Origin of the sequence: Pannonibacter sp. XCT-53 (assembly GCF_009915765.1) — a bacterium.
In the GTDB taxonomy this organism is placed as follows: Bacteria; Pseudomonadota; Alphaproteobacteria; order Rhizobiales; family Stappiaceae; genus Pannonibacter; species Pannonibacter tanglangensis.
This window is the reverse complement of sequence record NZ_JAABLQ010000003.1, coordinates 76,461-89,453: the sequence shown is the minus strand read 5'-3', so window position 1 is coordinate 89,453 and position 12,993 is coordinate 76,461. Positions and strand designations below refer to the sequence as shown.

12 protein-coding genes and 1 tRNA gene are annotated in these 12,993 nt (G+C 66.8%); 5 read left to right on the top strand and 8 right to left on the bottom strand.

The genetic code is table 11. The features are described 5' to 3' along the window. Nucleotide 1: 1 nt before the first annotated feature. The 3 genes from GWI72_RS17420 (at nt 2) to GWI72_RS17410 (ending at nt 1,883) form a co-directional block, all read left to right on the top strand. A complete protein-coding gene (locus tag GWI72_RS17420) occupies nt 2-349 on the top strand; it encodes a hypothetical protein (RefSeq protein ID WP_161677692.1) in 348 nt (115 codons plus the stop codon). 84 nt (nt 350-433) lie between these two features. Continuing rightward, nucleotides 434-1,102: a helix-turn-helix domain-containing protein gene (locus GWI72_RS17415; protein ID WP_161677693.1), complete on the top strand. Its 669-nt coding sequence runs from the start codon at nt 434-436 to the stop codon at nt 1,100-1,102. Between the two features lie 268 nt (nt 1,103-1,370). Next, the gene (locus GWI72_RS17410; RefSeq protein WP_161677694.1) at nt 1,371-1,883 is read left to right on the top strand and encodes a TIGR00645 family protein; all 513 of its coding nucleotides are present in this window, start codon (nt 1,371-1,373) and stop codon (nt 1,881-1,883) included. A 36-nt stretch (nt 1,884-1,919) separates the two neighbouring features. Here the strand turns inward: GWI72_RS17410 and GWI72_RS17405 are convergent, their stop codons facing one another. The 5 genes from GWI72_RS17405 to GWI72_RS17385 all read right to left on the bottom strand — a co-directional run bounded on the left by GWI72_RS17405 (nt 1,920) and on the right by GWI72_RS17385 (nt 6,103). Next, the gene (locus GWI72_RS17405; RefSeq protein ID WP_161677695.1) at nt 1,920-2,945 is read right to left on the bottom strand and encodes a sulfate/molybdate ABC transporter ATP-binding protein; all 1,026 of its coding nucleotides are present in this window, start codon (nt 2,943-2,945) and stop codon (nt 1,920-1,922) included. Continuing rightward, nucleotides 2,942-3,835 (bottom strand): sulfate ABC transporter permease subunit CysW, encoded by an 894-nt coding sequence (gene cysW / locus GWI72_RS17400; protein WP_161677696.1) that lies wholly within the window; start codon nt 3,833-3,835, stop codon nt 2,942-2,944. The genes GWI72_RS17405 and cysW overlap by 4 nt, the downstream gene beginning before the upstream one ends. Before the next feature lie 4 nt (nt 3,836-3,839). Then, nucleotides 3,840-4,664 carry a sulfate ABC transporter permease subunit CysT gene (gene cysT / locus GWI72_RS17395; RefSeq protein ID WP_161709485.1) on the bottom strand — a complete coding sequence of 275 codons (825 nt, stop codon included), beginning with the start codon at nt 4,662-4,664 and terminating at the stop codon, nt 3,840-3,842. 103 nt (nt 4,665-4,767) lie between these two features. Beyond that, on the bottom strand, nt 4,768-5,784 hold the full coding sequence (locus GWI72_RS17390; RefSeq protein ID WP_161709484.1) for a sulfate ABC transporter substrate-binding protein: 1,017 nt from the start codon (nt 5,782-5,784) through the stop codon (nt 4,768-4,770). A 242-nt stretch (nt 5,785-6,026) separates the two neighbouring features. Next, nucleotides 6,027-6,103: transfer RNA gene (locus GWI72_RS17385), tRNA-Arg, on the bottom strand. Nucleotides 6,104-6,429: 326 nt separating this feature from the next. On the opposite strand from GWI72_RS17385, the gene GWI72_RS17380 reads away from it, so the two are divergent. After that, a complete protein-coding gene (locus GWI72_RS17380) occupies nt 6,430-8,061 on the top strand; it encodes a cryptochrome/photolyase family protein (protein ID WP_161709483.1) in 1,632 nt (543 codons plus the stop codon). Nucleotides 8,062-8,261: 200 nt separating this feature from the next. On the opposite strand, the gene GWI72_RS17375 is transcribed toward GWI72_RS17380, so the two are convergent. Further along, nucleotides 8,262-8,657, bottom strand: a complete 396-nt coding sequence (locus tag GWI72_RS17375) for a septal ring lytic transglycosylase RlpA family protein (RefSeq protein ID WP_161677700.1) — start codon at nt 8,655-8,657, stop codon at nt 8,262-8,264. 480 nt (nt 8,658-9,137) lie between these two features. Between GWI72_RS17375 and GWI72_RS17370 the strand changes: the two genes are divergently transcribed. Further along, nucleotides 9,138-11,186 carry a putative bifunctional diguanylate cyclase/phosphodiesterase gene (locus GWI72_RS17370; protein ID WP_161709482.1) on the top strand — a complete coding sequence of 683 codons (2,049 nt, stop codon included), beginning with the start codon at nt 9,138-9,140 and terminating at the stop codon, nt 11,184-11,186. Between the two features lie 4 nt (nt 11,187-11,190). Here the strand turns inward: GWI72_RS17370 and GWI72_RS17365 are convergent, their stop codons facing one another. Further along, entirely contained in the window at nt 11,191-12,453 is a 1,263-nt protein-coding gene (locus GWI72_RS17365; RefSeq protein ID WP_161709481.1) for an MFS transporter, read from the bottom strand. Continuing rightward, nucleotides 12,450-12,926, bottom strand: coding sequence for a PadR family transcriptional regulator (locus GWI72_RS17360; protein WP_244314401.1), 477 nt, complete (start codon nt 12,924-12,926; stop codon nt 12,450-12,452). The genes GWI72_RS17365 and GWI72_RS17360 overlap by 4 nt, the downstream gene beginning before the upstream one ends. Nucleotides 12,927-12,993 lie beyond the last annotated feature (67 nt).

Genomic DNA, 12,993 nt, shown 5'->3' with positions numbered 1-12,993 from the left:
AATGGCGGTCTTTGCCCTCAGCTTCGTGCATCATCCGCCAGCGAGCGTCGCGCGGGGCATCCCCCAGTCCGAGCTGGCGCAGTACATCCTGCCGGACGGAACCCTGCCCGTCCTGTGCCTGACGGTCACCGAAGACGGCACGACCAAGACCAAACACGTCGCGGTGTCCGAATGTGCGGCCTGCCGCATCGGCGACGCCGCCGTCGTGCCGGACCCGCTCGATCTGGAAGGCCGGCGCCTCGATCTTGCGCCAGCGCCCCTGTGGCCGGCCATCGGCCGCCCCGCGGTTGCCGAACGCCTGGCCGACGACGCGCCCCCACGCGCTCCGCCCCATCCTCATTCCGCCTGAGCCGTGACCGGTTCCGACCGGTTTCCGTGGTCCAGCGTCTGCGCGCGCAGCCTGCTGCCGTGCTGACCCAGCCGGATGATCCCCATGCTTGCAGCCTCGAAACCCTTCAGTGGGACCGCCGTCGTACCGATCGACGGCCTGCTCCGCACGTGCAACCAGACCGAAAGCCGGATCGCGACGATCCCGCCCCGCACCCGCCTGTTTCTTCCGGGCATCGACCGGAGCGAGACCTTCCGCATCCGCACCGGGTGCATCGCGCTGTTCCAGCTGCTGCCCGACGGCCGGCGGCAGATCGTCGACATTCTCGGGCCGGACCGCCTGTTCGGCCGCGGCATTTCCGATCTGCATCAGTGCGGGGCCGAGGCGCTCTGCGAGACCGAGGTTGAGCTGGTGACAGCCGTTCGCCGGTCGCTTGATGCCGAGATCAACCAGGCAGTGCGGCTGATGCTGCGCCGGGCGCAGGCCCACGCGACACTCCTCGGCCGCAAGACCGCCGGCGAGCGGATTGCGTCGGCCCTGATCGACCTGGCCGGACAGTTCGCCGGGGAGGCCAGCAGCCGGTTCCAGTTGCACCTGACCCGGACCGACCTGGCGGACTGGCTCGGCCTGACGCTCGAGACGGTCAGCCGGTACCTGAACCGCTTCCGCCGCGAGGGCCTCGTCAGTTTCGAGGGGCCGAGCCACATCTGCCTGCGCGATCGCGCCGGGCTGGAGCTGATTGCAGGGGGAAGAGACCTCGTCGACGCGCAATGAGCGAAGCCGGCCCCGGGGTCGCTTTCCGTGTCCGGGGCAAGCGGTGACGTCCGGCGTCGGCGCGACCCGCCCGATGGTTTCAAGGGTTGCCTCGGAGCCCTTGTGCCGGAGCGAGGACAGTGCGGCTGCAAACGCGCCCTGCACCCGCCTGTCCTCGCCGAGGCATCCGCGGGGTCAGGCGCATCGCGCTGCCACCCGTGCAATGCCCTTGCCGCGCCGGGCGGGCCTGGGGTATGTGCGAGGGACAGCCATGAGAGCGAGAGCGCCGATGAGATCCCTGGAAGCCCTGATCGAGAGGATCATCCTGTCCAGCCGCTGGATCCTCGTTGCCTTTTACCTCGGGCTGGTCGCCGCGCTGGCGGTCTATGCCGTGGCCTTCGGCTACAAGTTCCTGAAGGTCGCCCAGAATGTCTTCGTCTATGAAGACTTCCAGATGATCCTCGCCATGCTCAGCCTGATCGACGCGGCCCTGGTCGCCAGTCTCATCGTCATGGTGATGATTTCGGGCTACGAGAATTTCGTCAGCCGGTTCGACGATGCCAACGACGAGGTGTCCTTTCTCGGCAAGCTGGATGCCGGCAGCCTGAAGATCAAGGTCGCCTCCTCCATCGTTGCCATCTCCTCGATCCACCTGCTGCAGGTGTTCCTGAACGCGAACCAGTACACCGACAGCAAGCTGATGTGGCTGACGATCATCCATCTCGCCTTCGTGGCGTCGGCCGTGATGCTCGGCTATCTCGAAGTCATGATGAAGCAGAAGAAGGTGACGGGCGGCAGCTGAGCCCGGCCGCCGTCCCCAGGTCCTGCGGCGACCCGATCAGGCCGCCTTCGGGAAGATGTCGGCGCGCAACACGATCACGCGGCCGGTCTGTCCGGCCTCCGCCTCCGTGGAGGCCGGGACCTCCAGTTCGATCGGCTGGCTGTCGCCGGCCCTGACCACGAGCCTGCGTCCGGCCGGGTGATCGATCACCCGCTGGATGGTCGCGGCAAAGCCGGCCCCCGCGGGCGCCCAGGCCAGATCATTCGGGCGGACATAGACATCCACGGCGCCATCCGGCTGCGTGGCCGGCGCCACTGCTTCGCCGTTGAGGAGCAGCCGGCCGTCACGCACTTCGCCCGACAGGTGGTTGGCGTCCCCCAGAAAGCGGGTGACGAAGGCGGAGTTCGGCGTCCGGCACACCTCACGCGGGGTGCCCTGCTGCACGATGCGCCCCTCGTTCAGGATCACGACGCGGTCGGCCAGGTCGAGCGCCTCTTCCTGGTCATGGGTCACGAACAGGGTGGTGATGCCCAGCTCGTCATGGATCTCGCGCAGCCAGCGCCGCAGGTCGCGCCGGACGTTGGCATCCAGCGCGCCGAAGGGCTCATCCAGCAGCAGCACTTTCGGATCGACGGCCAGGGCGCGTGCCAGCGCCACGCGCTGACGCTGGCCACCGGAAATCTGCGAGGGGAACCGGTCGCCGAGCCCGCCCAGCTTCACCAGCTGCAACAGCTCCTGCACCCGGGCGGCGATGTCGGCCTTGCTGCGCTTCACCTTCGACACCTTCATGCCGAAGGCGATGTTTTCAGCCACGGTCATGTGCGGAAACAGGGCGTAGTGCTGGAACACGAAGCCGACGCCGCGATCACGCACCGGGATGTTGGTGGCGTCCTCGCTGCCGAACAGGATGCGGCCGCTGTCGGCGTATTCGAGACCTGCCACCATGCGCAGGATCGTGGTCTTGCCCGATCCGGAGGGACCCAGCAGGGCGACCAGCTCGCCGGAGTTGATGTCGAGCGAGACCCCATGCACCGCACGGAACGTGTGGAAGGTCTTCACAACGGTGTCGAGAACGATCTTCATGCCTTGGTCTCTCCGGACGGATTGGCTGCGAGCGAGGGGCGGCGGCTGGCGCGGCCGGCTCCCAGACGTTCGAGCAGCACCTTGGCGACGATGGTCACCAGCGCGAGAACGGTGAGGATGGAGGCGGCGGCAAAGGCGCCGACCGCGTTGTAGTCGTGGTAGAGCAGCTCGACATGCAGCGGCAGCGTGTTGGTCTGGCCGCGGATGTTGCCCGACACGACGGAGACCGCGCCGAATTCCCCCATCACGCGGGCGTTGCACAGCACGACGCCATAGAGCAGCGCCCAGCGGATGTTCGGCAGCGTCACGGAAAAGAACGTGCGCCAGCCGGAGGCGCCAAGCGACGTCGCCGCCTCCTCGAGATCCCGGCCCTGGGCCTGCATCAGCGGGATCAGCTCGCGGGCGACGAAGGGCGCGGTCACGAACATCGACGCCAGCACGATGCCGGGAAGGGCAAACAGGATCTTCATGTCGGCCGACTGCAGCGCCGGGCCGAACAGGCCCTGCAGGCCGTAGACGAACATGTAGGCGACGCCTGCAACGACCGGCGAGATCGAAAAGGGGATCTCGATGATGACGATCAGCAGCCGCTTGCCGGGAAAGTCGAACTTGGTCACGGCCCAGGCAGCGGCGACACCGAAGGCGGTGTTGAGCGGCACGGCAATCAGCGCCGTCAGCACCGTCAGCCGGATGGCGTGCAGCGTGTCGGGATGGGCGATGCTCTCGCCGAAATAGGCGATGCCGCGCCGGAACGCCTCGGCAAAGATGACGACCAGCGGCGCCAGGATCAGCACGGCGCCGATCACCAGCACGATGCCGATCAACGTCCGCCGGACAAGCGCGCCGTCGCCCACGCGCGGAGGTTTGCGATGGCTGTGTGCGTGTGCCATGGCCTTATCCCTTCGCGGTGTAGCGCAGGGCCCGCGCCTGCAGCAGGTTGGTGATCGCCAGCATCACGAAGGCGATGATCAGCATCACCGAGGCAATCGCCGCCGCCGCCTGATACTCGTATTCCTCGAGCCGGATGAAGGCGAGGAGAGCGGTGATCTCGGTCTCGAAGGGCTGGTTGCCGGCGATGAAGATGATGGCGCCGAACTCGCCCAGGCTGCGGGCAAAGGACAGGGACGTCCCCGCCATCAGCGCCGGGGCCAGCAGCGGCAGGATCACCCGAAGGAAGATCGAGCTGTCCGAGCCGCCGAGCGACTGGGCCGCCTCTTCCAGCGCCGGATCGAGGTCCTCCAGCACTGGCTGCACCGTGCGCACGATGAAGGGCAGGCTGGTGAAGGCCATGGCGATCATGATGCCGAGCGGCGTGTAGGCGATCTGGAGGCCGAAGGGAGCGGCAAGCTGTCCGAGCCAGCCATCCGGCACGAAGAGGGTGGTCAGGGCGATGCCGGCCACGGCCGTCGGCAGGGCAAAGGGCAGATCGACCACGGCATCCAGCAGGCGCTTGCCCGGGAACTGGTAGCGCACCAGCACCCAGGCAAGGATGAGGCCGAAGACCAGGTTGAACAGCGTGGCGCCGAGCGCGGACCCGGCGGTCACCAGATAGCTGGCCACTGCCCGTTCCGAGGACACGATCTGCCAGTACTCGGCCGGCCCGAGGCTCGCGGCCTTGTAGACCAGCGCGCCGAGCGGCAGCACGACAATCAGGCTGAGGTAGAAGACCGTGATCCCCAGCGACAGGGGCAGGCCGGGAAGGACGCGGCGGGTTCGCATCCGTTACTCCAGATCAGGGGACGGGCAGGGCGGTCGACCAAATACAGGTGCCGGCGGGTGCTGGAACCCGCCGGCTGCACTGTAGAAGATGTCGGAGAGCCTGTCAGCGGTTGCCGAACAGCGTGTCGAGCTTGGCGCCGGACGCGAAATGCTCCGCCTGCACCTTGTTCCAGCCGCCGAAGACATCGTCCACGGTCACCAGACGAACCGCCGGGAACTGGTCCTTGAACTCCGCCTCGATGGCGTCGTCATGCACGCGGTTGCCGCGGGAGGCGAGAATGCGCTGACCTTCGGTCGAGTAGAGGAAGTCGAGATAGGCCTTCGACAGGTCGCGCGACCCGCGCTTGTCGACGACGCGGTCAACGATCGCCACCGGGAACTCGGCCAGGATGCTGACGGACGGCGTCACGGTGTCGAACTTGTCCTCGCCGAACTCCTTGGCGATGCCCTTGGTCTCGGCCTCGAAGGTGATCAGCACGTCGCCGATGTTGCGCTCCACGAAGGTGGTGGTGGCGCCCCGGCCACCGGTGTCGAACACCGGCACGTTGTCGAACAGCTTGGTGATGAAGGCATCGACCTTCGTCTCGTCGCCAGCGAAGGCTTCGCGGGCAAAGGCAACGGCCGCGAGATAGGTGTAGCGGGCATTGCCCGACGTCTTCGGGTTCGGGAAGATCACCTTCACGTCATCGCGGACGAGGTCGTTCCAGTCCTTGATGTTCTTCGGGTTGCCCTCGCGCACCAGGAAGGACGGCAGGGAATAGTAGGGCGAGGCATTGTTCGGGAACTCGCTCGCCCAGTCCTCCGAAACGGCCCCGCCCTTGACGAGCGCATTGACGTCGGTGGTCTGGTTGAAGGTCACGACATCCGCCTCCAGCCCTTCCAGGATGGCGCGCGCCTGCTTCGACGACCCGCCATGCGACTGGTCGACGCTGACGTCCTGTCCGGTGGCCGCCTTGTGCTTGGCGATGAAGGCAGCGTTCACCTCGACGAACAGCTCGCGCGAGATGTCATAGGAGGAATTGAGGATCTTGTCGGCTGCCAGCGCCGGAAGCGGGGCGGCCAGGAATGCCGCGGCAACACCGGCGGCCAGAAGCGACTTCAGAGATGTGGTACGCGACATGATTGTTTCCTCAGTGAGCATTCATTGCCCCAAAGGATAGCGATCCCCACGGCCTTCGCGAGGAACAGCACTGCCAAATTGATACAGGCCAGAAAACCGATTGCCCGGAGATCGGGCTTTTGTAGGCTGCAATTTCGGCGACCCGGCAGCAGGGCGCGGGCGAGCGTCGCCCGCAGCAGCAGGCACAAGGCAGCCCCGGACACGGCGACGTCGGGATCCTGCGTGACAGATTGTCGGGAGAATGGCGCACCCGAAGGGATTCGAACCCCTGGCCTCTGCCTTCGGAGGGCAGCGCTCTATCCAGCTGAGCTACGGGTGCACGCGGCGAGGACGCAAAGGCCTGCCGGACGTAGGTCTGATACAGGAATGATCCGGGATCGGCAACGGGTTTTCTGCCACCGCGCGCCGGCGTGTGGCGTCCGGGCCCGGGCTGTCCCCAGTCCTGTTGCCTGTCCTGTTGCCAGTCCTGTTGTCTGTCCTGCCCAAAGGCCTGCCTGACGGCCTGCCTCCGGCAGCTGCGGCCGGGGCAGCGGCAGGGAAATGTTGCGGGCGAGGTGATACGGAGCCTGCGACCCTGCGTAGAGGCAGCACCACGTCGGCAAGATGCCGAAGCGATGCCTTGTTCCCTTCAGTTCAGCGGCCCAGATGACCAACGCCCCCGCTCCCCGTCCGGCGACCAGCCGCGACCCTGCCGCAGTTTCCGGCCCCGGCTCCGGTCAGGGCGACGGACCCGCGCTGGTCTTCATCCTGGGCGACCAGCTCTCCAGGGGGCTGGCCTCCCTGCGCCGCGCTGACCCGTCGCGCGATGTCGTGCTCATGGTGGAGGTGGCCGAGGAGACGACCTACGTCCCCCACCACAAGAAGAAGATTGCCTTCATCCTCTCCGCCATGCGCCATTTCGCCGAGGCGCTGCGGCACGAGGGCTGGACGGTCGACTACGTGCGGCTTGATGACCCCGACAACAGCGCCAGTTTCACCGGCGAGCTGGCCCGGGCACTGGACCGGCACGGCTGCCGTCGCGTGCTGCTGACGGAACCGGGCGAATGGCGCGTGCTGGAGGCGGCCCGCGCCTGGCCCGGGACGCTGGGCATCACGCTGGACCTGCTGACCGACGACCGCTTCCTCTGCTCCGTCGCCGAGTTCGGGGCCTGGGCGCGTGGCCGCAAGCAGCTGCGGATGGAGTATTTCTACCGCGAGATGCGACGCAAGACCGGGCTGCTGATGGCCGGCGACGAGCCCGAAGGCGGGCAATGGAACTTCGACGCGGAGAACCGCAAGCCGGCCAGGGCGGATCTGTTCATGCCCCGCCCGCACCAGCCCGAGCCGGACGCGATCACGCAGGAGGTGCTCGATCTGGTCGAGCGCCGGTTCCCGACGCACTTCGGACGCCTGACGCCGTTCCGGTTCGCGGTGACGGTCGAGGAGGCAGAGGCGGTCTTCGCGCGGTTCCTGCAGGTGGCTCTGCCCTCGTTCGGCGACTATCAGGACGCCATGCTCCGGGGCGAGCCATGGCTCTATCATTCGGTGATCTCGCCCTATCTGAACGTCGGCCTGCTCGACCCGCTGTCGGTCTGCCGCCGGGTCGAGGCGGAGTATCGGGCCGGCCGTGTGCCGCTCAATGCTGCGGAAGGCTTCATCCGGCAGATCATCGGCTGGCGGGAATATGTACGCGGCATCTACTGGCTGAAGATGCCGGAGTACACCACCGTCAACGCGCTCGAGGCAACCCGTCCGCTGCCGGATTTCTACTGGACCGGCCAGACCGACATGACCTGCCTGCGCGAGGCCATCGGCCAGACCCGGGACGAGGCCTATGCCCACCACATCCAGCGCCTGATGGTGACCGGCAACTTTGCCATGCTGGCCGGCATCGACCCGGCCCAGGTGCACGAATGGTACCTGGCAGTCTACGCCGATGCCTTTGAATGGGTGGAGGCCCCCAACACGCTGGGCATGAGCCAGTTTGCCGATGGCGGCCTGCTCGGGTCGAAGCCCTATGCAGGCGGTGGCAACTACATCAACAAGATGTCGGATTACTGCTCCGGCTGCCGCTATGACGTGAAGCAGAGGCGTGGGCGCGACGCCTGCCCCTTCAATGCCCTGTACTGGGACTTCCTCGCCCGCAACGCGGACCGGCTGAAGGGAAACCCGCGCATGGCCCAGGTCTATGCCACCTGGGCGCGCATGGGCGAAACCGAGCAAACCCTGACGCGCCAGCAGGCCGCCGCTTTCCTCGCCGGATTGCGGCCCTGGACGCCGCAGGCGGACCCGACATGACCGGGAACGGGCACAAAAAAGGCCGCGCCAACGCCTGAGCGCTGCGCGGCCAAAGTTTTGTGCACATGGCCCCATCGACCACGGTGGCGAACCTTAACCCCTGCCGGAGGCATTGTCATCATCGATTTTCATGTTCCTTTCACGATCAAAGGATCTGAAGACCGAAAATAACACTGCACTTTATAATCAGGAAATATTGGTCAACACCGGCCGGACTTGCCGGCAACTTCGCCGGATGGCCCGATTACCTTGACCCGCGCCACGCCGCGATTGACGAAACCGAGTTCCTTCGCCGCCTGCCGCGTCACATCAATCACGCGCGACTTCACGAAAGGACCGCGATCATTGATCCGGACCTTCACGCTCTTGCCGTTGTCCAGGTTAACGACAGTGACCACGGTGCCGAAGGGCAAACTGCGGTGGGCCGCCGTGAGTGTGTTCGGATTGGCGCGCTCACCATTCGCTGTCCGGCTTGTCATGGCGTACCAGGATGCCTTGCCGCACTGGGCAGGGGTCGCATGTGCCGAAGTAATGGGAGCCAGAAGGCCAAGGCCGACTGCAGCAACGCCGCCCGCCTTGCCAAGAGTGCGCGCCATGCGCGGGGTCACACAGGGTATGAGTCCATCCTCCAGTTCTAGGGGCTAACCCCTGAAAAGCATACCAGCGCTGGTTCAGCGCCAGGCGATGGAGCGCAGGTGCCCGGGCAATGGGGCCATATTGTGACGCAAGGGGAATCGGGCAAAACCAAGGCACTTCGGCAAGAACAGGCCCTGCAAGACTCGCCGGGTCCAGCGCGAAGACTCGATCACTTGAATCCGAGTGAAAAAGTTTAACTTTCGTTTACCTAAACGCCAAAACGAGTTCTGGAAACTTAACCAATCCTAATTGCGACGGCCCATTTTGTGATAATCGTCAGGGCACATGCTATTGAGATGGTAAGTCTAACGCGCGAGTACGCGTGATCGATTTGTCGCGAGGGCGCGAAATTGACAGATAAGGCTTCGTTTTACTTAAGCTCTGACAATTCCGCGCAGATCGAGATGGCAGCGGACGTCGCTGTTTTTGTCGAAGAAATCTTGCGCGGACTGCCGTTTCCCTACGCGGTGCTGTCGCGGGCGGCGCGTGTCGTTGCCGCCAACGCTGCCTTTGCCGACCTCTTCGACAGTCCGCTGGACGCTCTGGCCGGGCGGGACCTCGCCAGCCTGTTCTCGCTGCGGGCCTTGCGCAAGCTGCGACCGGCGATGGATGCGGCCCTTGCCGGGACATCCGCGACGACCGAGGGGATGTTCACCGCCTGTTCCGGACGCACGCTCTATGCCCAGGTCCAGTGCCGGTCGGTGCCAGCCGCCGACGGGCAGCCGGCAGGGCTTCTGCTCGAGATCCGTGACCTCGCGGAGGATGGTCCGATCCGCACCCGTCTGCGGCTGGCCGAACAGGCTGTCACGACGCTGGCCGACCACGTCCTTCTGATCGGGCCGGATGGCCGCATTCGGGATGGACTGCCGTCGGAAACCGAGCGGTTCGAGGCGCGCGGCATCCTCGAGCGCATGCTTGGCCGTCACCTGTCCGAGGTGTTCGGCGAGATGACTTACGTTTGCCAGCTGGAACAGCCGCTCAAGCGCGTTCTGGCCGGCCGCAGCGAACGCGTCAGCCTGCCGCAGCAGGCCCTTCTCCGCCTCCTGCGCGACGAGCCGCCGGAGGGACCCTTCGTGCCGGCGGTGCCGCAGCAGGACCTGCACGGCGTCATGCGGCCGTTTCGCGGGGAGTATGGAACGATCGAAGGCGCTCTCCTCGTGCTGCGCCAGGAGGACGAACTGCCTGCGCGGGCGCGCGAGCTGGAGCGGCTCGCCATGGAGGATCCGCTTACGGGCCTCGCCAACCGCAGGGCGTTCCAGAAGGTGCTGGAAGACGAGCTGATCAAGGCCCGGGCCGGCATTTCCGGCGGGATTTCCCTGCTGGCGCTGGACCTGGATGACTTCAAGGCCGTCAATGACAGGGCCGGTCATGCGGCCGGCGATGCCATGCTGTGCCAGATCTCCGACCAGCTCCGCGACCTGGTGGCCGACAAGGGCGTTGTCGCCCGGCTGGGCGGCGACGAGTTTGCCGTTGTCCGCTTCGGTGCGGACGAGGATGAGGCGGGCCGGCTGGCGCGCGAGATCGTCGGGGCGGTGGAGACGCTGCACTTCGACTGGAACGGAGCCCACTTCCGCATCGGCTGCAGCGTCGGTGTGGCGGTGCTCGACAGGCAGTTCATCCGCACGATGAACGCGACGGCGGCCGATGTGCTGCACTGGGCCGACGAGGCCTGCCTGACCGGCAAGGCCACGGGCGGCGGACAGGTCCGCCAGTTCCGGATGGGGGAAGGCCTCGCGGCGCACCGGCAGGAGGAACTTGGCAACGTGGCACGCGTCGAGCGGGCGCTGGCCGAGGACGAGCTGCGCCTGTTTGCCTTGCCTGTCGTGGACATCCTGACCGGCAAGACCGTGATGACCGAGCTGCTCTTGCGGGTGCAGGGGGACGAGAACCGGCTGATGCGACCCGGCGCCATGATCGCCTCGGCCGAGCGGCATGGCCTGATGAGCAGTGTCGACCGCTGGGTGTTCGATACCGCGCTGGCCCGGCTCCGAGACCTGGGTGAGCCGGCGCTGATTTCCCTGAATGTCTCGGCGCAAAGCCTCGGCGACGTGGAGTTTCTGGCGCATGTCGATGCAAGGCTCGCCGAAACCCCGGCGCTTGCGGGATGTCTGTGCTTCGAGATCGCGGAGGTCTCCGTGGCCCGCAACATGCCGGCCGCCTCGCGCATGGTCTCGATGCTGAAGCGCCACGGCTGCAAGGTTGCGCTGGATGACTTCGGCGGCGGCTGGCCTTCAACGGCGCATCTCAGGCGGCTGGATTTGGACTGGCTGAAGATCGACGGCGCGATCATCCGGGCAATCGTCAGCGACCCGGTGCAGCACGCCGTGCTGCGCGGCATCCTGTGCGTCGCCCGCGAGCTGAAGATCGACGTGATTGCCGAATATGTCGAGGATCTCGACACGGCCAAGGCATTGACCGAGCTGGGTGTCCGGCTGGCCCAGGGCTTCCATTACGCTGAGCCCGCGCCGTGGGAGCCGGTGCCGGCCTGATGGCTCAGCCCGGCTGGCCCTCGCGCTGGCAGACGGCTGCGGCAAGCCAGAACGAGACCACGAGGATCGCCGCCCCGAGGATCGCGGCGCCAAGCACCGCATCGTAGGAGCCGCTTGCCTGCCAGAGCAGCGCCGCGGCGCCGGGCGCCATGGCCTTTGCCAGCGTGCCCGGCAGGGCCAGGGCTCCGTTCAGGGCGCCGTATCCCTCCCGCGACAGCATCTCGGGCACCGCCATGCCGCGCACGATCGTCATGATGCCATTGGCCAGGCCATACAGGGCGACCAGTGCCAGCGCGACCGCAAGCGTGACCGGCAGCAGTTCGAAGCCCGCCAGGGTGAGGGGAAACGCCGGAATGACGAGGCAGCCGATCCGGGCCACCGAGGCCCCGGCCGCCAGCCGCCAGATGAACAGGCGCCCCGCCACCTGGGCCGGTCCGATCATCATCATCGCCGTGACCACCTCGGCTGCCGTGAGGCCCTTTTCCAGCAGCAGCGGATACAGGTGGAAGGTGAAGGCCGAGAAGGTGGCGGCATAGGCCGTGAAGGCGAGACCCAGCAGCCAGAACACCGGCCGTCGCATGGCGTCGCGCAGCGGTCGCGCAGGCAGTGCCCCTGCCTCCGGCGACGGCCGGCGGGCAACAGCCTCGCGGGCGCTGTCCTGTTCGGCGGCATCGCGCTCCCGGTCGATCACCAGGGCATAGAGCGCCGCAATGCCGAGGTTGATCGCGGCCAGGGCCATCAGCGTGCCGCGCCATCCCAGATGATCCAGCAGGATCTGCACCACCGGGATGAACACGGTGCTGGCAAATCCCCCCCAGAACGTCAGCGTCGTGATGCCGTTGCGGGCCTGGGTGGCGCCGACCCTGCGTGCCACGACGGCGAAGGCCGGCTCGTAGAGAACTGCAGCCTGCAGAACGCCGAGGACGCCGACCAGGGCGTAGAACAGCCAGAGCTCGGACACCTGTGACCAGCCCAGCAGCGCCGCGGCCGCAAGCACAGACGCCCCCGCCATGATCGTTCGCCCGTGCCCCCGGTCGATCCAGACGCCGATTGGGTAGGCTGCGGGCGCTGCCAGAAGCAGCCCGATGGTGGCGGCGAGGAAGACCTCTGCCTTGCTCCAGCCGAGGTCGCGGCCCATGGCCTCGCCGATCAGCGGAAAGGAGTAGTAGAGGGTCCCCCAGCTGGTGATCTGGCCGATCCCCAGTCCGGTGATGAAATGGCGTCCGCTGGCAGACTGGCGCAGGCTCGTGGCGGCGGAGCGGATCATGCAGCACCCGTGTCCGGCCGGGGCGTCGGCGTTGCGGTGCAGCAGCCGGCACCGGCGGAATGGGCCGGGCGCTCGGGGGCAGCCAGGATATCGCGGGAGGCGAGCGTCAGGGCGGCCGTTGCCTCCGCCCAGGCGCCGAGCGCGATCTCCAGGGCCGTGCGGCCCCGCTGCGTCAGCGTGTAGATCTTGCGCGGCCGCCCACCGACGGTCTCGTCTGTCCGGGTGACGTAGCCTCCGGCCTCGAACTCCCGCATCACCGGATAGACGGTGCCTTCGGTCGGTGAACAGCAGCCCCGGGTCATCTCCGCCACCCGCCGGGCGATCTCGTAGCCGTGGGCCGGTGCCTCGATCAGCGAGCGCAGGATGAAGAGTTTCGACAGGCTCATCTTGATCGTGCCGTTCCAGTAGGCGCGGTCGGTCAGATCCGGCGAGGCCGTCGCAAGGGGGGCAGAGGTGGGCGTAGCTGAGGGCATCGAGCGACCAGGCATTGAGGGGCAAGGTATGGGCGAGCTTATGCCTTGCCCCTCTAGGCGTCAAGTC